This window comes from Candidatus Symbiopectobacterium sp. NZEC135 (genome assembly GCF_025962695.1).
Genome location: NZ_JAGFPF010000040.1, coordinates 1 through 23310, shown reverse-complemented (window position 1 = coordinate 23310; position 23310 = coordinate 1). Strand labels below are relative to the sequence as shown.

General features: G+C 50.0%; 15 protein-coding genes and 1 pseudogene. 10 read left to right on the top strand and 6 right to left on the bottom strand.

Features of this window, described 5'->3' with window-relative positions; translation table 11 throughout:
* Positions 1–179 precede the first annotated feature (179 nt).
* A complete protein-coding gene (locus J5224_RS17165; RefSeq protein WP_413544690.1) occupies positions 180–2264 on the bottom strand; it encodes a TonB-dependent receptor in 2085 nt (694 codons plus the stop codon).
* A 306-nt stretch (positions 2265–2570) separates the two neighbouring features.
* Between J5224_RS17165 and J5224_RS17160 the strand changes: the two genes are divergently transcribed.
* Positions 2571–4067 (top strand): Na+/H+ antiporter NhaC family protein, encoded by a 1497-nt coding sequence (locus J5224_RS17160; RefSeq protein WP_264626528.1) that lies wholly within the window; start codon positions 2571–2573, stop codon positions 4065–4067.
* A gap of 102 nt (positions 4068–4169) precedes the next feature.
* Here J5224_RS17160 and J5224_RS17155 read toward each other — a convergent pair whose 3' ends face one another.
* Both J5224_RS17155 and J5224_RS17150 read right to left on the bottom strand, forming a co-directional pair.
* Positions 4170–4559 (bottom strand): CesT family type III secretion system chaperone, encoded by a 390-nt coding sequence (locus tag J5224_RS17155; protein WP_264626527.1) that lies wholly within the window; start codon positions 4557–4559, stop codon positions 4170–4172.
* Complete coding sequence (locus tag J5224_RS17150; protein WP_264626526.1) at positions 4547–6046, bottom strand: hypothetical protein; 1500 nt, start codon at positions 6044–6046, stop codon at positions 4547–4549. Before J5224_RS17150 ends, J5224_RS17155 begins: the two co-directional genes overlap by 13 nt.
* A 344-nt stretch (positions 6047–6390) precedes the next feature.
* Here J5224_RS17150 and J5224_RS17145 point away from each other — a divergent pair, with 344 nt between their 5' ends.
* Positions 6391–6690 (top strand): DMT family transporter, encoded by a 300-nt coding sequence (locus J5224_RS17145; protein ID WP_264626541.1) that lies wholly within the window; start codon positions 6391–6393, stop codon positions 6688–6690.
* Positions 6691–6754: 64 nt separating this feature from the next.
* Here J5224_RS17145 and J5224_RS17140 read toward each other — a convergent pair whose 3' ends face one another.
* Positions 6755–7708 (bottom strand): chemotaxis protein, encoded by a 954-nt coding sequence (locus J5224_RS17140; protein WP_222160116.1) that lies wholly within the window; start codon positions 7706–7708, stop codon positions 6755–6757.
* 517 nt (positions 7709–8225) lie between these two features.
* Here J5224_RS17140 and katG point away from each other — a divergent pair.
* Positions 8226–10424 (top strand): catalase/peroxidase HPI, encoded by a 2199-nt coding sequence (gene katG / locus J5224_RS17135; RefSeq protein WP_264626525.1) that lies wholly within the window; start codon positions 8226–8228, stop codon positions 10422–10424.
* 501 nt (positions 10425–10925) lie between these two features.
* The gene (locus J5224_RS17130; RefSeq protein ID WP_264626524.1) at positions 10926–11522 is read left to right on the top strand and encodes a DJ-1/PfpI family protein; all 597 of its coding nucleotides are present in this window, start codon (positions 10926–10928) and stop codon (positions 11520–11522) included.
* Between the two features lie 37 nt (positions 11523–11559).
* Here J5224_RS17130 and J5224_RS17125 read toward each other — a convergent pair whose 3' ends face one another.
* Positions 11560–12132, bottom strand: coding sequence for a hypothetical protein (locus tag J5224_RS17125; protein WP_264626523.1), 573 nt, complete (start codon positions 12130–12132; stop codon positions 11560–11562).
* A gap of 348 nt (positions 12133–12480) precedes the next feature.
* On the opposite strand from J5224_RS17125, the gene J5224_RS17120 reads away from it, so the two are divergent.
* The 3 genes from J5224_RS17120 (at position 12481) to mgtA (ending at position 17646) form a co-directional block, all read left to right on the top strand.
* Positions 12481–13806 (top strand): GGDEF domain-containing protein, encoded by a 1326-nt coding sequence (locus tag J5224_RS17120; RefSeq protein WP_264626522.1) that lies wholly within the window; start codon positions 12481–12483, stop codon positions 13804–13806.
* Positions 13807–13918: 112 nt separating this feature from the next.
* On the top strand, positions 13919–14182 hold the full coding sequence (locus J5224_RS17115; RefSeq protein ID WP_264626521.1) for a UTRA domain-containing protein: 264 nt from the start codon (positions 13919–13921) through the stop codon (positions 14180–14182).
* 755 nt (positions 14183–14937) lie between these two features.
* On the top strand, positions 14938–17646 hold the full coding sequence (gene mgtA / locus J5224_RS17110; RefSeq protein WP_264626520.1) for a magnesium-translocating P-type ATPase: 2709 nt from the start codon (positions 14938–14940) through the stop codon (positions 17644–17646).
* Positions 17647–17705: 59 nt separating this feature from the next.
* Here mgtA and J5224_RS17105 read toward each other — a convergent pair whose 3' ends face one another.
* Positions 17706–18776 (bottom strand): LacI family DNA-binding transcriptional regulator, encoded by a 1071-nt coding sequence (locus tag J5224_RS17105; RefSeq protein WP_264626519.1) that lies wholly within the window; start codon positions 18774–18776, stop codon positions 17706–17708.
* Between the two features lie 331 nt (positions 18777–19107).
* On the opposite strand from J5224_RS17105, the gene J5224_RS17100 reads away from it, so the two are divergent.
* From J5224_RS17100 to J5224_RS17090, 3 genes and pseudogenes are all read left to right on the top strand, one after another.
* Positions 19108–20415 carry an MFS transporter gene (locus J5224_RS17100; protein WP_264626518.1) on the top strand — a complete coding sequence of 436 codons (1308 nt, stop codon included), beginning with the start codon at positions 19108–19110 and terminating at the stop codon, positions 20413–20415.
* 77 nt (positions 20416–20492) lie between these two features.
* Positions 20493–22865 carry a glycoside hydrolase family 31 protein gene (locus J5224_RS17095; RefSeq protein ID WP_264626517.1) on the top strand — a complete coding sequence of 791 codons (2373 nt, stop codon included), beginning with the start codon at positions 20493–20495 and terminating at the stop codon, positions 22863–22865.
* A gap of 211 nt (positions 22866–23076) precedes the next feature.
* Positions 23077–23310: pseudogene (locus tag J5224_RS17090) on the top strand (AMP nucleosidase); the annotation flags it as partial.

Genomic DNA, 23310 nt, shown 5'->3' with positions numbered 1-23310 from the left:
ACCAAAGCGATCATGCGGCCTGCTCGCTGGCAGACAACAAAATACGTTGCACAGCGGGAATGGCTTACCTACCAACAACGCACGGATGATCTGAAGTATGGCAGAGATACAATAAAAATCAGAAGTCGTCCTGTACTGCGCCTTCTGATTTTTTGTATGACGCAACAACGCATGAAGGATCAGAAATTCACATTCACGGAAAGCCAGTAATTACGCCCAGGCATCACATAACCGGTAGTACTCTGGGAAGAGGTAAAGTAATCCCCAGCGGTTGTTGTCCCGCTTCCCACAGCAAACACGTGTGTCCGGGTAAAATCTTTATCCGTCAAGTTATTGATAGCGCCATTGAGCGTCACATCTTTGGACACTTTATATGATGCGCCAAGATTGTAGACAGTAAAGGATTTAAAATATGCGCCCAGATTGTCGTAAACCACCTTATTCGCAGGGCTCAGGTTTTCGTAGTTGTCAGTGAATCGCGCGGTTTTACTGCGGTGCTCTGCCTTTAACCAGGTAGAGAGTTTCTCATTCACGTTCCAATTCAAACGCGCATTCGCCATATGTCTGGGCGTATTGGTCAGTGACGCCCCTTTATTCTCGCCATCCTTTTGTTCACTGTCAGTGAAGGTGTAGTTCATGTTGAGTGACCAATCATCAGACCACAGAGGAATGATTGTTGCCAGCTCAATGCCCTGAGTGGTCGCTCGGCCAATGTTGGTATAGGTACTGGTGACGCTGTCGATGACTTCGCTGTTGATTTTGTTTTTGAAACGGTTGTGGAATAGCGTCGCGTTAGCACCAAAACCGCTCTGGTTCTCATAGTAAATGCCCAGTTCAGTATTGACGCTCTCTTCCGGTTTCAATTTCGGGTTACCGATCGTGCTAATCGCCCCCTGCCCGCTTACCCCACTGATACCATCGTGCAATTGCGCCAGAGACGGCGTTTTGTATCCAGTGCTGACGCCCCCTTTCACGGTGATATCATCATGTGCATCCCACACCAGATAGGCACGAGGGCTCACATGTCCGCCAAAGGTTTCCTGATGTTCATAACGGGCACCAAACGTCAGCGCCAGCGGATCGACAATTCGCCATTCATCCTCAGTGAACAGAGACCACGCGTCCTGACGGAACGCTTTGCCGTTATTCGCCAGAACGATGCCGTCCTTCATGCGAGCATCCCAATACTGTCCTCCTACCGTTAACAGATGGCTGTCACCCAGCGGCGCGACCAGTTTGGAATCAAGGATAATATTAGTATTTTCAAGAACGCGCTTGGTTCCCGCCAGGCCTGTAGCGGCAGGAACAGAAGCGTTGGTGATCAGCCGGCCTTTATTCTCCGTTTTATTGTACGAGAGGCTCGAACTCCAGGTACCAAAACTCAGGTAATTATCACTGCCAAGGGTCACTTTGCGGCGCTGATAGCGCAGCGTATCCTCATATCCCCCTGCGGCACCGATCGTACCGAGTTGGTTTTCGGCGTTATCATATTTCTGATTGGCGATTTCACCATCCAGCCAGAGCGCATTTTTGTCATTGACCTGCCACTGCAATTTATTACCAAGCGTATAATTATCCGATTTAACGGGGTTTGGCCCACGCTTACTCAGTTCAGTACCGGTACTTGATGATTCAACCTGAGAAGCCCCACGACGAAAAATACTGCCACGTAGAGACAGCCCCAGTTTATCTTCAATTAATGCCCCACCGGAATAGAATGAAAATTTAGAACTGTCACCAAAGTCGGTGTTTTCCTGAAAGGTGTGCTCCAACGTTGCAGTACTGCCCCACTCATTGGGCACTTTTTTGGTAATGATATTCACCACGCCGCCAATAGCGTCAGAGCCATATAACGTCGACATCGGCCCACGAATAACCTCAATACGTTCAATGGCAGAAAGCGGCGGCATAAAGCTGGTATTCATGGCACCAAACCCATTTGGCGTAACATCCGCGGTACCATTTTGTCGGATACCATCGATCAGAATAAGCGTATAGCTGCTGGACATACCGCGAATACTGATATCAAGGCCGCCCGTTTTGCCCGTCGTACTATGGACATCCACCCCTTCAATATCACTGAGCGCATCGGCAAGATCGGTATAACTTTTCTGACTGAGCTCACGCTGACTGATGACAGAAATACTGGCCGCCGCCTGCCGCAGTTTTTGTTCATATCCCGAAGCAGTGACAACCATAACATCGTTATTTTCTGCGGAGATCCCGTAAGGCGCTGCCGTGATGGCAAGTGCCGAAACAAACATTTTTTTTATCATCCCAACTCCCTTTAAACGCGTCTAGATGGATGCCAACGAAGTGGCTTGCGCGACGATTTGAATAAGAATGCAAACAATAGTCATTATCATTTGCATTTCTTTACAATTTCATAGGGAATCTTTACAAAGTAAAAAAGGGATGAGAAAAACAGACTAACCTTTGGCAATGGGTGTCCCATTACATACTTCGATACCACGGCAAAAAGCGGCTATGCTTAAACCAGAAAGCGCCGCGCAACACGATCATGCCAAATTTAAAAAAACATTTTCACCTTAACGGGATATGGAGCATATATGGTCAACGATCCCAAGTCTCCCCGTACAATAAAAGCGCCAAGTTATTTTGATGCTTTACTCCCGATCGTCACCTTAATCGTGCTGGTGGGGGCATCCGTTACCTTATTCGGCCTGGATGCGGTAAATGGCCCGCTGCAAGTGGGCATTATTCTTAGCACCATGATCACGTCGATGGTGATATTAAAAAATGGCCACAGTTGGGAAGAGATTTCTGAATCAGGGCGAAAAGGGATTGCCACCGTCTCCGGTGCCATCTTTATTCTTTTTTCCGTAGGTGCATTGATCGGCACCTGGAACATGTCTGGCACCATTCCAACCATGGTGTATTACGGCATCGTCATGATTATGCCTAACTGGTTTTATCCTATCGCTTTTTTGGTGTGTGTAGGTGTATCGCTGAGTATTGGCAGTTCATGGACAACCGCAGGTACATTGGGCGTTGGCTTAGTAGGATTAGCCAATATGCTCGGCTTATCCCCAGAAATTACGGCAGGTGCCGTGATTTCCGGTGCTTATGTGGGTGATAAAGTATCGCCGCTTTCTGAAAGCACCGTATTGGCAGCCCAATTAAATGGCGTCGAGCTGTATAAACATATTCGCACTCAGATGTGGACAACGCTGCCCGCAGCCGTTATTGCCCTGCTAGCGTTTATTATTCTCGGCATTAATCAACACAGCGCCTTCGATGCCACCGTCACGGATAATGAGTTGAAACGGTTTAACGAACTGTTCAACATCACGCCCTGGAACCTGTTGCCCTTGTTCTTTTTACTTACGCTTTCGGTATTAAAGGTGCCTGCGTCACTGGCGATTATGTGTTCCGCATTACTGGCAGGCATTATGACACCGATAATGCAGCCACAGGTGGTGCTGCGTTTTATCGTTGAGCCTGATACCGCCCCCATCCTGCTTGCCCTTAAAGCCATGTGGACAGCAATGGCAACGGGTTTTCAGGAGAACTCGGGGATTGAGCAGATCGATGCGTTACTGTCGCGCGGTGGCATGGATAGCATGTTGCTGACCATTTGGCTCATCATCGGCGCAGTCACCTTTGGCATAATGGTGGATGATTTTGGTCTGTTGAACAAGCTGGTTACACCGCTGTTATTGCGTGCCAGAACGGTAGGCCGCTTGATTGCTTCGGTGGTTGCTACTGCGATTGGTTTAAACATTGCCGCAGGCGATCAATACATTGCTCTGCTATTGCCCACCCGCTTATTTAAATCTGAATTTGCCCGAAGAGGGTTGGCACCGGAAAACCTTTCCAGGGCGGTGTCGGATGCAGGTATTGTCACCTCGCCGTTAATTCCCTGGAACTCTTGTGGTGCTTATATGGCCGCCGTGCTCGGTGTTTCCACCATGGCCTACATGCCGTTTGCCATCTTTAACATTGCTGCACCACTGATCACACTGGCATTGGGCGTCACCGGAATAAATATGCGGCGTACTCTCATCACTGCGCCAAACACAACGCAAGAAAGTGGTAATAAATAATAACGCTAATCATCACCTTCCCTGCTCAACGACCATATGCAGGGAAGGCTTTTCTGTTTATCTCACGGACGTCGTGACAGCGACACCCCGTTCAAACCGAACCTATTCCAGCATTTCACGCAGCGCATCCAAACGCTGTACATATTGATTTAAACTTTCGTACAACTCGTTCGCGTTATAGATCGTCTTCTTAGGTTCCCCCACATACATGAGAATCTCTGCGGTTTCATTCAAGCAAAGCCCCCCGATACCTGAGCGTAACTCGCTTAAATTTTTTATCAATACTTTTTGATAGAAAGAGAGGGTGTCGTGATCATTGATCAAATGACATACCATGCTATAAAAATGCCATTGCTCGTCATAAAAATGCAAAGATACCGGGAACTGTCCATCGATAACTAAAACGGCCTGTTGTTTTTCATCGAGAAAAATTTCCAGCCCTAAAATCTCTCCCAGATGCTTAATTTGCAATGCGGGGTTTATTCGCTCCATGCTGAGTCTCCAGAAACCGATGACCGATTGGAGTGAGTATTTAATCCTGAATCATCAGACGCTCCTGAATCAAAAGGTACTTGAGAGGGATAGGTTTTTTCGAATCCTCTTTGCATTATTGCCAGCATACCTGTGTCATCATGATGATGACTTACCGCTTTAACTCTTTCAGTGGTACTATCCTCACGCGAGTTCTCGTTTTGGGGTCTACCTTCCAACGCATTACGTCTTTGCTGTAATTTTTTAAAAAATGACTCGTCATTCATTACGCCCGTGATTCCTCCTGCTTGCGCAGCATGTGTCATCGTTTTTTTTTCTATTCCACCTTTAGACTTCTCCGATTGCGATGTTCGGGATGAAAGCTGTGGTTGGGATGTGGGGGCGGATGATAACCATAATGTCGAAGGCATAGGTGGAGGCGGGGGAGCCAATGATACCTGTGATACCGTTGGCATAGATGGCGCACGGCGTGCCGCTGGTACAGATAGCGTTTGGGAGGCCAATGAATGAGCAGAGATATATTCATACTCAAGCGACATTGGAAGTGCGGGTGCAACAAGCGAATGCATGTAAGCATTTATCATCGTATAGGCATGCAAACTACTTCTTATTTCATCTTTTATCTGCCCCGCAGATTTAATCTCCGCCTTAAGCTCAGCGACACCAGCGAGAAGAATCCCTGTAGAAGTAAAATCAGTTTTGGTTTGTATTCTTTCCAAAATACGTAATACATCGTCAGGTAGCTTGAATGGCTTTCCACATAAAGGTACTTTGTTATTCGTCATGTGGCTCACATTCATAAAATCACAGATAAAATCTGAAATAGATTTCAACGCATGCTCGCTGTCCAACGCATTGAGATTGAGGTGTTCAAGAATGCTCGCTCTCAAATTAACATGAAGATGCTCTGGGATCTTTGTTTTTTGTAAAATCACATTTATTTTATTGACAATGATATCCACATGATTATTACTAATTTTATTTTCAACAAAGGAATCAAGAGACTCCGAAGATAATGCACTGAATTTTGATATCAACCCGGATTTCAAATTTGCCAGGTTCTCATTATTTACGTCAGTGCATTCGCGTTGATGAATGGTCGAATTTGCAGCATCGTTGAGCCAAATAGAAATATCCTTACATTTTAGAAAGTCCGGCCGTTTTTCGTGGCAACGATTCTCAGAACAAAAGCTGTTACTACCAAATTCGTCTCGTAATACACGTAAAAAAACAGAAACAGCCTCTGCCTGATCTGCTTTGATTAAATCAAGTTGTTTGGAGACAAAATCCATGCGAGATAGCAGAGGAATATAAGAAATGAATTGAATAAATCTCTCTTTCAATGAATATGCCGAAGACAAATATTCCTCACCATTTTTATTTCTCGTAATTCTACATATATCATTAGAATCAGAGAGTTTATCTAACAATTTAAAATCAGAATAAATAAAATCTCCACTGTTAGGTAGTGCGATACTATGCGACATTATTGTTCACTCCTTGTGCTCTCGCTGAAAGGGGTAACACCCTCATATACAAAGAAAATAGATAAAAACCCTCAGACAAACCATCAGGTATTTATCTTATTACAAGAGGCCAGCACAGAATAATTTCACCCATACTATTTTTCAGAGTAATTATATTGATAAGCACAGTAGACACTGATGAAAAAAACCATACATATCTATAAGAAAATTTTTATCGCCGATATCCTCTTCGCAACAAAATTGTATCAGCACAACACAACAATCAGAATATAGTTGCCAATAGCCATTATTTGATCTATGTGCCAAAATATGATTCTTATTGATATGAATCATTGTCAATATTATTGCGGTGTAGAATCATCCACACTTTGTTGATTAAGAGAAAGAGATTTAGCGGGGATTTTTTAACAGGGTTGGCCTATCTGGTCATATTCCCGTCCTGGCTCTCCTATGTTTTTTGGAACAGAGGTATTGGCGATATTGGTGCAACGCGGGGAGAAATCTATACTCACCTGATTCCGTTATCGGGAGGAGTATTTAGTCTGGTGTTCCTCAATACTACACTGGAAACCTTTCATCTGGTCAGTGCGCTACTGATTGTCTTTGGCATCTGGCTGTGTTCCAAAACACCGCAACAGGCATAATAAAAAATGCCGCTGATGCACATTAAGGCACCCGCGGCATGAATCTTGAACATTGGCAACGCTATCAGTCTAGAACAGAGTGGATCGCCTCTGCCAATTCATTAATTTCAAATTTAGCCACGTAGGCATCCGCCCCCACCTTGCGCACGTGATCTTCATTCGCGCTGCCAGAAAGTGAAGAGTGAATAATCACCGGCAGTTTTTTAAGGAATTCATCACGCTTGATATTACGGGTAAGCGTAAAACCGTCCATTTCAGGCATTTCCAGATCCGTCAGCACAAAGGAGATCTTATCCGTAATCGGACGTCCTTCCTGCTGAGCTTCCTTCGCCATCGCTTGAATCTTGTTCCAGGCTTCCTGACCGGTGACATGCATCAACGTGGGGATCTGCATGACGCTCAAGCCTTGTTCCAGCATGGAGCGAGCTACCTTGGAGTCATCGGCTACAATCGCAACCGTGCCCGGCTTCAGACGGAACCCTTTGGTTTTCAGTTTATCTTCTTTGATGTCGCGATCGACCGGATTCATGTCGTGCAGAATCTGTTCTACATCCAAAACCAAGGCCAAGCGGTTACTGGATTTATCAGCATCCAACCGCGCGATGCTGGTAATGTAGGTTGAATTAACGCCATTCTCAGCGGCCAGCACCTGGCTCCAGTCCAGGCGCACAATATCATCCACCGATTCCACAGCAAAAGCCTGCGTGCTGCGCGCATACTCGGTAATGAGGAGAATGTTCAACCCAGTGCTTGGCTCACAGCCCAGCAATGCTGGCAGATCGATAACCGGAATGACCTGCCCGCGAATGTTCACCATCCCCATCATCGGCGGTTTCATACCCGCCGCTTTGGTCAGCGAGGGCATTGGCACGATTTCACGGAGTTTGAACACATTGATACCATACAACTCAGACTCGGCGCCCTGCGTTGCGGGACCCAAACGGAACAACAGCAGTTCAAATTTATTGGAGGAAGTGAGATTTGTTCTCTCATCTATCTCTTTTTGAAAATTATCCATTATACCCTCAATAAGAATGCGTATTTATGTGCAGTAGCGAGGTGTCGCGCGTCGTCCGAGTTCAGATGACAAGATACAGTCCTTTCACTGTAAGCTATCCGTGGCATTCTTCAACTCCTTGTTATCTGTTATCGACCGCTATCGACAAAAACATGAGAGTTTCAGTGATAACCCCATGACATTAAAATCAGTGAGATACAATAACACTATAATATTTATGAAGTTATTTCAGTGGTTTTTGTTTTTTACTGTTCACATATCGTTCACTCTTTAGACATAAAGATCTGCCAACGTGATGACATACCGACTACCCAGTCGTGCGTTGTCATCCCCTACCTTGCCATAGACTACTCAACCTATCGATTTATAAATAAACATAGATCATAACTATCGTAATAGTTGTCTTTTTCGATTTTAACAATGCCCACAAGATGGCTACGCTTAATGTATCCACAGCACTGTACCGGGCAACCTTGTGCCAGGCCCCATGGAACTCATCAGCAGAGGAAGATATTGCATGACAACTGAAAGCAAATGCCCATTTTCTGGCGGTGGCAGCAAACCTATCGCCAGCAGCGGCACCACGAATCAGGATTGGTGGCCAAATCAGCTCAGTCTGAAAGTACTCCATCAACACAGCCCGCTCTCCGACCCGCTGAGTAAAAATTTCAATTACGCCGCCGCCTTCAACAGGCTCGATCTAGCAGCGGTTAAAAAAGATCTCCATGCCTTGATGACTGATTCCCAGCCCTGGTGGCCTGCAGACTTCGGCCACTATGGCCCGCTCTTTATTCGTATGGCCTGGCACAGCGCCGGAACCTACCGTACTGGCGATGGACGCGGTGGCGCAGGAGCGGGACAGCAACGCTTTGCGCCACTGAACAGCTGGCCTGATAACGTAAACCTCGATAAGGCACGGCGTTTGCTATGGCCGATCAAGCAAAAATATGGCCAAAACATCTCATGGGCCGATTTGATGATCCTGACCGGCAACGTGGCATTAGAATCCATGGGCTTTAAAACGTTTGGATTTGCAGGCGGGCGCCCCGACGTATGGGAACCGGAAGAAGATGTTTACTGGGGTGCGGAAACCACCTGGCTTGGGGATAATAAACGCTATTCTGGTGAACGGGATCTGGAAAACCCGCTGGCTGCGGTGCAAATGGGTCTGATTTACGTCAACCCGGAAGGTCCCGGCGGCAACCCCGACCCACTCGCCGCCGCCAAAGACATTCGGGAAACCTTTAGCCGTATGGCAATGGATGACGAAGAGACCGTGGCATTGATTGCTGGCGGCCATACCTTTGGCAAAACACACGGTGCAGGCGATGCCGCATTGGTCGGGCCCGAACCGGAAGCCGCAGGCATCGAAGAACAAGGATTAGGATGGAAGAGCAGCTTCGGTAGCGGAAAAGGCGGGGACACCATTGGCAGTGGGCTGGAAGTCACCTGGACACAAACCCCGACCCAGTGGAGTAACTACTTCTTTCAAAACCTGTTTGGCTACGAGTGGGAACTGACTAAAAGCCCGGCGGGCGCACACCAGTGGCAACCAAAACATGGCGCGGGCGCTGGAAAAATACCCGATGCCCACGATGCGGCAAAGCGCCACGTTCCCACCATGCTAACCACCGATCTCTCCCTGCGCGTTGATCCGGTTTATGAGAAAATCTCGCGACGCTTCTATGAACATCCCGAGGAATTCGCCGACGCTTTTGCGCGCGCCTGGTTCAAACTGACTCACCGCGACATGGGACCACGTGCTCGCTACCTGGGGCCGGAAGTGCCGAGCGAAGAACTCATTTGGCAAGATCCGATCCCTGCAGTGAATCATGAACTGGTCAACGAGCAGGATATCGCCACGCTGAAACAACAGATTGCCGCAACGGGGCTAAGCGTATCACTGTTAGTCGCAACGGCCTGGGCATCCGCATCCACGTTTCGTGGTTCAGACAAACGCGGTGGCGCTAACGGCGCACGTCTGCGTCTTGCGCCACAGAACCATTGGGAAGTAAACCAGCCCGCAGAGTTGGCGCAGGTGTTGAGCGTTTTGGAACGCGTGCAACACGCATTTAATGGCGCACAATCAGGCAACAAACGCGTTTCACTGGCCGATATCATCGTGCTGGGTGGCGTCGTGGGCATCGAACAGGCAGCGCAACAAGCAGGCCAATCGGTCACCGTTCCTTTTACTCCAGGACGGATGGATGCCTCTCAGGCACAAACCGATGTCGCCTCGTTCGATGTACTCGAACCCATTGCCGATGGTTTCCGCAACTATCAGAAAGGGCACTACAGCATCAGTCCGGAAGCATTGTTAGTGGACAAGGCGCAGTTGCTTACCCTTACAGCACCGGAAATGACCGTACTGCTCGGTGGGTTGCGCGTACTGAATATTAATACCGGGCAAACCGCGCACGGTGTCTTTACCCAACGCCCTGGCACCTTGACCACGGATTTCTTCATCAATTTGCTGGATATGAATACCACCTGGCACCCGATTGATGCATCGCACACACTGTTTGAAGGGCGCGATCGCACCACGGGTCAACCAAAATGGACGGGAACACGCGTAGATCTGATTTTCGGTTCACACTCACAGCTACGTGCGCTGGCAGAGGTTTATGCCAGTGCTGATGCGCAGGCATCATTTGTGCACGATTTCGTGGCTGTCTGGAATAAAGTGATGAATCTGGATCGTTTCGATCTGGTATAGCGGTTATTCGGAGCTAGGGTCGTGCAGTAAGGCGCTTCTGGTACCCCAACATGGCCTTCGGGCTATGTTGGGGCATAACCACAGAGCGGATTGCCGCCAGTGGCGTAATTCCGCTCATCAGTTTTACAAAGTAACAGGCAATCCCTTTGACAACCCCACCATCCAGGAAAAAATGCAAAGTCCAGGTTCCTGTCGTCATCAGCAGAATAGTTAGGACACACACGCTAAACCACTTCTGTCGTTGCATAAATACCTCACGCTAAAATGGCACGCAATAAAACGAGCCGAAATTTGATACCAAGTAAACAAGAAATACATACCAGCACATACTACAACAGAGTGATAATGGCAGTGCGAAAATAGGTAGATTTTCTTACTTTTCGGAATTAACAACTACCGCAATCCTGTCTGTAAGCACTATGCTCTTATTGGCATGACGTTTCTTTTTTCCTCACCTGGTTATACCATCCAAGGGATGTCCCTTCCTGCGGAGAGCCAGCAATGACGCTGCAAATTGGAATTTATGTTTTTGATAATGTTGAGGTATTAGATTTTGCAGGGCCCTATGAAGTTTTTACCTGCGCAACGCGTGTGGCGGGTGGTTCCACACCGCGTTTCAATGTGTTCACGCTCGGAGAAAAACCTGTTCCAGTGCGCGCGCGTGCAGGTTTAAAGATCGACCCCGACTACGCACTCGACGATCATCCTGCGTTGGATTGTCTGATCGTCCCCGGTGGGGTAGTTACCGCAGAGATGGAAAAAACCACAGTGATTGACTGGCTTGCTCACCAAATCCCGCAAACAACCATTAGTGCGTCTGTTTGCACTGGTGTTTTTTTACTCGCCAAAACCGGGCTATTTGGCAACCGTTCAGTAACGACCCATTGGGAAGATATTGCCGACTTGAAGGTCATGTTCCCTACGCTGGACGTGAAAAGTGATGTGCGCTGGGTTGACCAAGGGGCGCTCGTATCGTCGGCAGGAATTTCTGCTGGCATTGATATGAGCCTGCATCTGGTCGAGCGTTTTGCGGGGCGCACGCTGGCAGAAAAAACCGCCAGACAACTGGAGTTTGACTGGACAGAAAACCCTGACTGATGCAAAGCAGGCTGGTTTACCAGCCTGCCCTTCCACTTTATTTCACTGCGTTGCTCATGATTTTGCCGAACTGTACCACCAACGCCTCACCATGTTGCATAGCTGGCGCGAAATTCTTGTCGTTTACCAGAGTGACGGGTTGGATCTCCAGCACGCGCCCCTTAAACAAGGTTGAGCAAACCTGGTGCACCACTTTTTCATTCATTACCGTTTGCAGACAGCGAAATCGGGGCGCATCCGGCGCCGCCAGCTCTTTCATTTCCGGTTTGATACGCTGACGCAACATTTCTTTTTCAGCACTGGCGACCACGGCGTCCAGATCGCGATCGCTGGAGGCGACGGGGATATTGCCTTTTGCATCTGCCGGTAAGGTATAAAGCGTGACCAGCACTTTACGCATGGTAGCAGGATCAACGTATTCCACCTGAAAAGTATGGTAATCCGAGACCACTTCCACCGTGCGCCTCTGCAAGCCATCTATCGCTTTCGGTAGAGCATCGGCAATCTGCTGCGTAGTGTAACCCTCGATAACGTCAGAACCCGTCGCCTGTGCCAAGCCATAAAGCGGCAGCAGCATCAACAATCCACACATACCCTGTTTTATTCTCATGATGAACTCCTGACAGTGAAAAAGTATGCGCATGCCATCACGCAGTATTCTGGTTATAACACTAGCGCTAAAAAGGATTTTCTATCCCGTTATTAGCGGCTTTTTTTACCGAAATACCGAGAGTTTGCCTCTACTGTGATCAAAAACAATACGTTAAAAACCAGCAGGTTTCATGCAGAGTACTGTTTGCTCCCGGGCTTACGTGTATGATTACACGCTATTTGAGAGGCAGAGCACTATCCCGTGGAGAAATGGGCAGAGATTATGCGCGTAAACCTGACACTGTTTAAAAGTGACAATGTGCTTCTAAACAGCTTTAACGTTTTTATGTTGGCACTACTGGGCTGCATGCTAGGTTCACATGCGCGTATGTCAGGCATCGATCTCTCTGTTCTCTGGCCCGTCAACATTCTGGTTGCCGCTCTGTTTTATCGGTGTCGCTATCTGAATACCCCTTGGTATTACTGCGTTACCTACAGCGCCATGATCGCGCAAGACAGCCTGCTTTATGGCTGGGGCATCAGCGCCTTCACCATCAATGGTGCCAACCTGGTGTTTATCATTGTGCTGGTCAAATTATTGCGTTGGCCAGAACGATATCGTCAGCCAGAAGCCGATATCACCTCCTCATTACACCTATTTGCTTCTTGTATGATCGCCGCCCTTTGCTGTGCGTTGGTCGGCGCGTTCGCGCAACACATGGCCGAGCAAACACGCCAGCCGTTTCAACAGGATGTGCTCAACTGGTTCAGTGACCAGTTTTATACCGCAGTGCTGTTTTTACCGTTACTGCTGACGCTGCGCAGCGATTTCACATTGCGCATACCCAAAGCAGATTGGCACAGCAGCATCCCCTTGCTATTCCTTGTGCTGTCACTGGGATTGGGCACGCTGGTTGGCCCGATTGCCATTCTGGCGTTCCCCCTGCCTGCGCTCACCTGGTGCGCCATCGTGTACCCGCTGTGGGCGATACGCCTGATTACCTTGTGCACGGGTGTTGTTGAACTGATCGCAACAGCGCTTCACGTTCAGGAAATGTATGACCATCAGGATGCCCTGTTTATGCAGGCGATCACCATAGCCCGCATCAGTATCGCCGCTATCATCTTTAGCCCGTTGCTGATGGCCATGAACGCAAAGACCATCCGCCAGCTCAATCACCGCTTGTTAATGCAGGCCAGCCACGATTTCCTCACGCACCTGCTTTCACGCTATGGTTTTAACGATGCGTTAAATAGTTATGGGAAAATCCCCCGATATCGTCAAGCGGCTATCAATATGATGCTGGTTGATATCGATCACTTCAAAACCATCAACGACAGTTACGGACACGATAACGGTGACCATGTTTTAAAACACGTCGCAAACCTGATTCAGCAAGCTATCCCTGAACCGGGCTTAGTGAGCCGCATCGGTGGAGAAGAGTTTGCAGCGGTGTGTTTTGATTTCTCCGAGCAAGACTTCTTTGCGTTAGCAGAACATTTGCGCACGCAAATTCACGACACCCCCTGCCTGATTAATGGCTCACCGGTATCCGTTGCCGTGAGTATCGGCATTGCCTATGGGACCGCTCCAGGGATGGACTTGACGCAACACGTACACCAACTCTTTGCTGCCGCAGATAAAAATTTGTATATCGCTAAACGGAAAGGCCGCAACCGAACGGTACAGTAAGCGCCTCGAGCCTTGCCTGCCCCGATGCGAGGGGGCATTAGGTGCATAAAGGACTAAACCGCCCGCTAACCTGTTTGGAAGATTTTTTCTGACGAACAACAATCTGCGCGTCGTGAAAAGGATTGATAGCGTAGTTGCTGACTATGGCATGGCACAGACAATCAACTGCAAGCCGAGATGTCATCGTCTACACGTTGCCAGCATTCGGGAAACAGCGAAAATTGCCAAGGTGCTGGGTGTTGAACCCGGATCGCCCGCACTGAAGATTGTGCGCCGCTATCTGGATCGAGACGGCAATGCGTTTGAAACCACGATTTCAGTGCACCCCGCCGATCGCTATGCGTGTTCTATCGTACTGACGCGGGCAAAAGGCTGAGAGCGTCACATTCCTCATGAAACGGATATGAATCACTCACGCGTTGCGGATACGTTTAGAATTCATCCGCTATAGTACGCACAGTATAACTGCGGAGAGAGATTTTTGGACAGTCAAAGCGATAGAGGTTGTGAAAGCATCGATCGTAAAAACATTGATGGTAAAAACAACAGCATTATCTCTCCGGCAAACTGACACATTCTATTGTGCGTGGCTTGCCGGTAACGGCGGGCGGCGCAATCAGCATTTCAATCACGATTGCATCCCTGTTAACGTTCATTCATGACGGCAGATACGAACAGCCGTATAAACAGGAAGCATTAAAATGCATCTTTACACATACGCACTCTTTCCTCCCGGCCAATAGCGCCTTTATATCCAGTAATCCCTTGCTCTCAGGCAGCGGTAGCAGCGTTATGACAATGCGCCCCCACCTTACCGTCAAGCGATCATACTGAATACACGCCTGGTGTCTCCGGATACTCCTGCGATCCTGGCGTTCCGCATCACTACGTTCACGCTATCGCTTCTCAGCGGTTAAGGAGCCGAAATGGACGATCACCCCAGTCAGCAATTTATAACGCGTAGCAAGGGATGACACGCTAACACGTTTGCTTCTCCGTCCTCTCTGCTACGCATAACAATTAGTCCGTTTGCACATCATGCCTTTGAAGGACGGTTTCTCTGCGCCCTTAAAAAAGACGGTCCGTAAAAAGACCTCCTGAAAGCGATGTGCCTAAAAATGAGTAACGGTTATGACTCAGATGTTAGAAAACCTGCCCGTTCGCCGTCAGCAGTCGGTGAAAAAAAGTTACCTTATTGCAGATGAAGCGGTAAAAAGCCTTGATAGCACCCTTACCTCGCTTGCAGCCAACCTGGACGGTTTGCTTGAGGCAGAGGCAAAGGAGCGCTTACTTGAAAATGGTCCCAATCAAGTGGCGCAAGAAAAAGCGCCCCCTGCGTTAACACAGCTCATCAGCGCCTTTAATAACCCCTTTATTTTTATTTTGCTGGCGTTGGCCGCCATCGGTACATTTACCGATTATTGGTTGCCCTTGCAGCGCGGAGAAGAGACCGATTTAACAGGCATAATCATCATTCTGGTCATGGTAACCCTGAGCGGTCTGCTGCGTTTCTGGCAAGAATTCCGCACCAATCAAGCAGCAGAGGCCTTGAAATCACTGGTGCGCACCACCGCCACCGTACTGCGCCGCGCCCACCCCAATGCTCGCGCGGAATGCCATGAGATCCCGCTGCAAGCGTTAGTGCCTGGCGATATCATTTTACTTTCGGCAGGTGACATGGTGCCCGCGGATGTAAAACTGGTTGAATCACGCGATTTGTTTATCAGCCAGGCGGTCCTTACCGGTGAATCCCTGCCCGTTGAGAAATATGACACCTCAGCCCATGTGGCAGAGAAATCCTGTCAGACGCCTATCGTTCAGGAGAGTGCATCTCTGCTGGAGATGGGCAATATCTGCTTGATGGGCACCAATGTCTCCAGCGGCATCGCCAAAGCGGTTGTCGTGGCTACCGGCAACCACACCTACTTTGGTTCGTTGGCCAAATCCATCATCGGCACCCGTGCGCAAACGGCATTCGATCGCGGTGTCAACAGCGTGAGCCGTTTGTTGATCCGCTTTATGTTGGTGATGGTGCCCGTGGTATTGCTGATTAACGGTTTTACCAAAGGCGACTGGGCCGAAGCGGCGCTTTTCGCGCTGGCCGTCGCGGTTGGGTTGACGCCAGAAATGTTGCCGATGATTGTTACCGCCAATCTGGCGAAGGGAGCAATCAGAATGGCGCGCAGCAAAGTGGTCGTCAAGCATCTGAACGCCATCCAAAACTTTGGTGCCATGGATGTGCTCTGCACCGACAAAACCGGGACATTGACGCAAGATCGCATCATTCTCGAGCACCACCTGTGCGTCAACGGTAAAGAGAGCGAGCAGGTACTGAGACTGGCCTGGTTGAACAGTTTCCACCAAAGCGGGATGAAAAACCTGATGGATAAAGCCATCATCCGCTTCGGCAAGGAAAAACCGGACATTGCGGCGCTGACCCGACATGACAAAATCGATGAGCTGCCCTTTGATTTTATTCGCCGTCGCCTGTCCATTTTACTCAACAGCGGAAACCAGCAATACCAGTTAATCTGTAAGGGTGCGGTAGAAGAGATGCTTGCCATCGCGACCCATATTGACGATAACGGTGAAAAGCGTCCACTGGATGATGCCCGTCGTAGTGCGCTGCTGGCACTGGCAGAGCGTTATAACCAGCAGGGTTTCCGTGTATTGATGATAGGAACGCGTGAATTTGGTGCCAGCGATTACCACTTCCCACTTACCGAAGCCGATGAGCGGGACCTGGTAATCCATGGTCTATTGACCTTCCTCGATCCCCCGAAACCCTCATCCGCTTGCGCCATCACTGCGCTGAGAGAAAACGGTGTGCAGGTCAAAGTGCTCACGGGTGACAACCCGGTGGTATCCAGCAAAGTGTGCAAAGATGTAGGCCTTGATGCAGACCAGCCGCTGCTCGGTGCGGATATCGATAAGATGGATGATGCAACGCTGGCGCGCGAAGTGGAGCAACGCACACTGTTTGCCAAGCTGACGCCAATGCAAAAATCACGCGTACTGAAAATGTTGCAACACAACGGTCATACCGTCGGCTTTTTGGGGGATGGCATCAACGACGCTCCGGCACTGCGTGATGCGGATGTCGGTATCTCGGTGGATACCGCAACGGATATCGCCAAAGAGTCGGCAGAAATCATTCTGCTGGAAAAAGACCTGATGGTGCTTGAACAAGGGGTGATCACCGGACGTGAAACCTTCGGCAATATCATCAAATACCTGAACATGACCGCCAGTTCCAACTTCGGTAACGTATTTTCCGTGTTGGTTGCCAGCGCCTTTATTCCCTTTTTACCGATGCTGGCCATCCATCTGCTGCTGCAAAACCTGATGTACGATATCTCGCAGCTCAGCCTGCCGTGGGACAAAATGGACAAATCGTTCTTACAACGCCCGCGTAAGTGGGATGCAAAGAACATTGGCCGCTTTATGCTATGGATTGGCCCGACCTCTTCATTATTCGACATTACGACCTTTGCCGTGATGTGGTATGTGTTCGCCGCCAACAGCGTCGAGCATCAGGCATTGTTTCAGTCAGGCTGGTTTATTGAAGGGCTGTTGTCGCAAACGCTGGTCGTGCATATGTTGCGCACGCAGAAAATTCCCTTTATTCAAAGCACCGCCGCGCTGCCGGTGATGCTGACCACCGCATTGGTCATGGCGGTCGGGATCTATATTCCGTTCTCACCGCTGGGAGCGTATATCGGTTTAACCCCGCTGCCGTGGGAATATTTCCCCTGGTTAGTCGGCACCTTGCTGAGCTACTGCCTGCTCACTCAGGTGATGAAACGCATCTATATCCGACGTTTCGGCCAGTGGTTTTAAGCTAAACAGACGATCGCTCACGCCGCATTGCGCGTTTTTGCCCTGCGACGTGAGTCATCTTAATCGTAGAGTTTCTCTTCATCACCGCGCGTTGGCGTTCTGCTGGCCCGCAGCCGTTTAACGGAGGCATTAAGTGCCATCGTGCCGTGCAGCAAAATGTTGCTGGCTGGACGTAGCGGTGATGCCAGACGCTGTTGCAATAACCTGATCGCTTCTTCGCCTAATTCATCACGCGGCACATGCAACGAGGTTAGCGCAATATCATGCAACGCCAACAGATTAAAACCATCAATGCTCATGATGGAGATATCCTGCGGTACGCGAATCCCTGCATGTTGCAACGCATTCATTGCCCCTAACGCCATAAAATCGCCGCCGGCCAAAATGGCGGTTGGTCGCTGATCGTTTGGGCACTGCGCGAGAAATTCCGTCAATGCGCGCTCACTCTCTACAGCGCTAAAACCGTTTGCCAGCAACAGATGACGCGACTCATCAAAAGGAAGATTATGGGCGCTAAGCGCTTCACGGATCCCTTGTAAACGCCACTCCATGGTATAGCGCCGCAAACAGACCAGATTGAGGATGTTATGGTGCCCTTGCTCAATCAAATAGTGCATCGCCACTTCGCCAATCAAGCGGTGGTCCGGCGAGACGCTGGGTAAACGCATCTTTCTGTCATAGCTGTTAATCAGGATGCAGGGTTTACCCAAATCAGCCGCCAGGGCGTGAATATAGGGATCATCAATCCCGATCAGCAGGGCCGCTTCCGTAAGGGGGTCGTTCATCTTTTCCAGAAACAGGGCTGCATCACTGTTGTTTTCTTCCAGGCCACAGTAGCGTAAACGTACCTCATGGGGCGTCAGGGCATTGACCAGCCCCTGTATCACTTTGTAGTAAAAGATGTCAGACCGCGAATCAAACGCTCGCGACGGTGCAAACACCATAATTCCGTTGATTAACAGGCGCCCAGAAGCGATATCATCAAGCACGCCGTACTCTCGCGCACAGGCCATCACGCGCTGCTTGGCTTTTTCGCTGGTGTTAAATTTGCCTGACAACACGCGAGATACCGTACTGATAGAAAGCCCGGTTTGTGCCGCAATTTCCTTGATTTTAAGCTTTCCATTCATTTTGTGATCCCCTTCAAATTTGAAGATGAAAAAATTTTCATGCTAGAACTGCCCATATCCTAACCGGTTTTTATGTCCAACGGTAAAATAAGCCAATATTATGAAAATTTTTGCAAAAAAGAGCGTATCCCACATCGATTATCTCCTTTAGGCTTAATTGGTAGACCAATTGAGAAAACAGAACCTCAAGAAGAGTCTTATATAACAACCTGAATTTTAATATAAATAATCAGAATATAGCGATAGGGTGAGTATTTTAGGTTACTGATGGTGTAACAGAAAGAATAACTTATCAGGCCAAATCAATCATCACCCTCTGACGGAGATTATCATGAGTCTCAATATTGACAACGCTGCCCCCGCAGCGCACGGGAAACGAAAAATCAAGAACCTGCGTTGGTGGGTTTTGGGGCTGTTTCTCTTAGGCGTCACCGTTAACTACATTACGCGTAACTCGTTGGGTATCCTGGCGCCTGAACTGAAAGCCACCATGGGGATCACCACAGAGCAATACTCCTGGATCGTTGGCGCATTCCAGTTGGCCTACACCATTTTCCAACCGCTGTGCGGCTGGCTGATTGACGTTATCGGTCTGAAAGTCGGCTTTCTGGTATGTGCCTCTATCTGGGCGCTGATGTGTATGTTCCACGCAGGTGCGGGCAGTTGGCTGCATCTGGCGATCCTGCGCTTCTTTATGGGCGCAGCAGAAGCGGCAGCTACCCCGGCCAACGCCAAAACCCTTGGTGAATGGTTCCCGAAAAAAGAGCGTCCGATAGCCGCAGGTTGGGCTGGCGTTGGCTTCTCTATCGGTGCCATGTTAGCGCCCCCCATCATTGTTATTGCACACAGCTACCTCGGCTGGCAGGGTGCATTCATGTTCTCCGGCGTGCTGGCCATGCTGTGGGTCGTTTTGTGGTGGTTGTTCTATCATGACCCGGAAAAACACCCGAACCTGAGCAAAACCGAGCTGGACTTCATCAAGCAAGATAACGAACCTGCGCCGGTTAAGCTGCCTTTCTTCACCGCACTGAAAACAGTAGGTAAAAACAAACGCTTTTACGGTATCGCCATTCCTGCCTTTATGGCTGAACCGGCCTGGGCCGTACTGAGCTTCTGGGTGCCTCTGTATCTGGCGAAAGAGCGTGGTATGGATCTGAAACAGATCGCCATGTTTGCCTGGCTGCCCTTCCTGGCCGCTGACCTGGGCAGTATCGCCAGTGGTTATCTGACTCGCGTCTATACCCGTCTGTTTGGTTGCAGCCGCGTCAACTCCGTGGTTGCCAGCTCCGTTACCGGCGCATTCCTGATGATTTCGCTGGCAATGGTGGCGCTCACTAAAGACCCGTATATCACTATCCTGCTGATCTCCATCGGTGGTTTCGGTCACCAAATCATCTCCTGCATGTTGAGTGCGCTGGTGGTTGAGTCGTTCGAGAAAGGCCAAATGGCAACGGTCAACGGGATGCGTGGCTCGTTTGCCTGGATCGCCAGCTTCCTGTTCTCACTGCTGATTGGTGTTACGGCAGACAAAATCGGCTACAACCCGCTGTTTATCGCCATGGGTTTCTTTGACCTGATTGGTGCCATCTTCCTGGTTACCTTCATCGCCGAGCGTCGTAATAAAGCGCGCGCTGCATAACGTGCTGTAGAAAGGCCTTGTTACGACAAGGCCTTTCGTACTGTGATGTCTTCGATTGTTTAGTTTGGAACGTTGCTATGAAAATTTTGAAAAACTGGGTGCTAAACCAACAGACACAAGCGTTTGTTGAAATCAACGTAGACAACCAGCATCTGTTTCGCCTGTATGTGCTGGAAAATGACCTGTTTCGTGTGCTGATCAAACGTAAAGGGGAACTCGCCCTGGATCGCACCTGGAGCATCGCCCCGGAAGCAGGGAAAGATGTGGCATGGGAAGGACGTGAACGCGAAAGCACCGCGGGCTTTGCCCTGCCCGGTTTTACCCTGACCACCCTTGAAGACGGCCTGCAAATCGCTACCGATACACTGCGCGTTACCGTGCATCAACCCCTGTGGCTGTCATGGGAATACCGTGACCAACAAGGTGTTTGGCAGCCGCTCGCAGCCGACCGTCACACCAGTGCATACCTGTTGAACGCCCACGGTGATGGCGTTGAGCACTATCAGCGTCGCCATCCGCAGGAACAGTACTACGGGCTGGGTGAGAAAGCCGGTGATTTGAACCGCGCTGGCCGCCGTTACGAAATGCGTAACCTCGATGCCATGGGCTACAACGCGCAGTCTACCGACCCGCTGTACAAACACGTGCCGTTCACCATCACCCGCCGCGGGGACGTCAGCTTTGGGATGTTTTACGACAACCTGAGCAGCACTCGTCTGGATCTGGGTAATGAGCTGGATAACTACCACGTAGCCTACCGTCGCTACAGCGCAGAAGCGGGCGATCTCGACTACTACCTGTTCCTCGGCCCACGTGTGCTCGACGTCACCAAGAAATTCGTGCGTCTGACCGGTAAAACCCTGTTTGGCCCCAAATGGAGCCTGGGTTACAGCGGTTCGACCATGCACTACACCGACGCGCCCGATGCGCAGCAGCAACTGCTGAAATTCATCGAACTGTGTAAAGAACACGCTATCCCGTGTGATTCATTCCAGTTGTCCTCCGGCTACACCTCGATTGGCAATAAACGTTACGTATTTAACTGGAACTACGACAAAGTGCCGCAACCGAAGGTGCTTAGCCAATCGTTCCACGATGCTGGTCTGAAACTGGCCGCCAACATCAAACCGTGCCTGTTGCAAGACCACCCGATGTACCAGCAGGTAGCAGAGCAGCAACTGTTTATCCGTGATTCCGAGCAAGATGCACCTGAACGCTCCTGCTTCTGGGACGATGAAGGCTCACACCTTGACTTCACCAACCCGGCAACGGTGAAATGGTGGCAGGATAACGTCACCTCGCAACTGCTGGAAATGGGTATCGATTCCACCTGGAACGACAACAACGAATATGAAGTGTGGGACGGCGAAGCGCGCTGCTTTGGCTTTGGCAAACCCATCGCCATCAAACACATTCGCCCGGTAATGCCGCTGCTGATGATGCGTGCGTCGATGGAAGCGCAACAACGCTTTGCGCCGGAAAAACGCCCTTACCTGATCTCCCGTTCCGGCTGTGCCGGGATGCAGCGTTACGTGCAAACCTGGAGCGGCGACAACCGCACCAACTGGACCACGCTGCGCTATAACATCCGTATGGGTGTCGGTATGAGTCTCTCCGGTTTGTACAACGTCGGTCACGATGTCGGCGGTTTCTCTGGTGATAAACCCGATGCTGAGCTGTTCGTACGTTGGGTACAAAACGGCGTGATGCATCCGCGTTTCACCATCCACTCCTGGAATGACGATCACACGGTCAACGAACCCTGGATGTACCCGGAAGTCACCCCTGCAATCCGCGACGCCATTGCGCTGCGTTATCGTCTGCTGCCTTACCTGTACACCCAGTTATGGCACGCCAGCCAGGACGATGAACCGATGCTGCGTCCTACCTTCCTCGACCACGAACACGATGCCGTCACGTTCCAAGAAACCGATGACTTCCTGTTGGGTCGCGATGTGCTGGTTGCCAGCGTGGTTGAACAAGGTCAGCGTCAGCGTCAGGTTTACCTGCCGAAGAACGCGTCTGGCTGGTACGATTTCTACACCGGCACCTGGTTTAGCGGCGGACAAACCATCACCCTGGATGCGCCGCTGGAACGCCTGCCGTTGCTGGTTCGCGCTGGTGCGATGCTGCCAACCTCTGCACGCCTGAAACACGTCGACCATAAAACGGACGATCAGCGCGATCTGCTGCTGTTCCCACCCTGTGGTAAAGGTCAGGACAGCGGCCTGCTGTTTGAAGATGACGGTGAAACCAACGGCTGGCAGCAAGGCAACGCCTTGTGGCTGCGCTGGAACATCACCAGCGACAACTCACGCATTGATGTGACCTTCACGCAGGAAGGTGATTTCGCTCCTGCCTGGAAGCGCTTGCATGTTCGCCTGCCCGCGCAGGATCAACGCACGCTCTACATCAACGGTGAAGCACAATCTCACTGGGATCGCGCATAATCGCCCCCCGCTGACCTCAGGCGCACAGGCTTCTGTGCGCCTTTTTTCTTTCTGCTATCAAGCGCTATTATCCCGGACTCCGCACCGAGATATTGTTCAAAGCCTCACCAAACAGAATAATGGATATACGTTTCGTCACGTGGCTGATCTATGCTGGGTATAACCGCCGCAATGATATTGCGGGAAATAACCCAAAAAGGATGGAAGAACGATGACGCATTGTGGTTCCCCTGCCCGCCTCACGGCCGCACAAGCGCTGGATTTACTCAGTTCGCAGTATAACGATGCGGTTAACGCGCTACGCGCAGCCATAAAAGCCTACGTGACAGATGGCTCCTTGCCCGACGCAGAGGCGCGCCGCAGTGGGCTGTTCGTCTACCCGGAATTGCGCGTAAGCTGGGATGGCGTACAACAAGGGAAAAGCCGCACCCGCGCCTATGGGCGT

Excerpts from the sequence above, each read along its gene's own strand:
- J5224_RS17165 (WP_413544690.1), bottom strand. The coding sequence starts at position 2,264 with ATGTTTGTTTCGGCACTTGCCATCACGGCAGCGCCTTACGGGATCTCC.
- J5224_RS17160 (WP_264626528.1), top strand. The coding sequence starts at position 2,571 with ATGGTCAACGATCCCAAGTCTCCCCGTACAATAAAAGCGCCAAGTTAT.
- J5224_RS17155 (WP_264626527.1), bottom strand. The coding sequence starts at position 4,559 with ATGGAGCGAATAAACCCCGCATTGCAAATTAAGCATCTGGGAGAGATT.
- J5224_RS17150 (WP_264626526.1), bottom strand. The coding sequence starts at position 6,046 with ATGTCGCATAGTATCGCACTACCTAACAGTGGAGATTTTATTTATTCT.
- J5224_RS17140 (WP_222160116.1), bottom strand. The coding sequence starts at position 7,708 with ATGGATAATTTTCAAAAAGAGATAGATGAGAGAACAAATCTCACTTCC.
- katG (WP_264626525.1), top strand. The coding sequence starts at position 8,226 with ATGACAACTGAAAGCAAATGCCCATTTTCTGGCGGTGGCAGCAAACCT.
- J5224_RS17130 (WP_264626524.1), top strand. The coding sequence starts at position 10,926 with ATGACGCTGCAAATTGGAATTTATGTTTTTGATAATGTTGAGGTATTA.
- J5224_RS17125 (WP_264626523.1), bottom strand. The coding sequence starts at position 12,132 with ATGAGAATAAAACAGGGTATGTGTGGATTGTTGATGCTGCTGCCGCTT.
- J5224_RS17120 (WP_264626522.1), top strand. The coding sequence starts at position 12,481 with ATGCTAGGTTCACATGCGCGTATGTCAGGCATCGATCTCTCTGTTCTC.
- mgtA (WP_264626520.1), top strand. The coding sequence starts at position 14,938 with ATGACTCAGATGTTAGAAAACCTGCCCGTTCGCCGTCAGCAGTCGGTG.
- J5224_RS17105 (WP_264626519.1), bottom strand. The coding sequence starts at position 18,776 with ATGAATGGAAAGCTTAAAATCAAGGAAATTGCGGCACAAACCGGGCTT.
- J5224_RS17100 (WP_264626518.1), top strand. The coding sequence starts at position 19,108 with ATGAGTCTCAATATTGACAACGCTGCCCCCGCAGCGCACGGGAAACGA.
- J5224_RS17095 (WP_264626517.1), top strand. The coding sequence starts at position 20,493 with ATGAAAATTTTGAAAAACTGGGTGCTAAACCAACAGACACAAGCGTTT.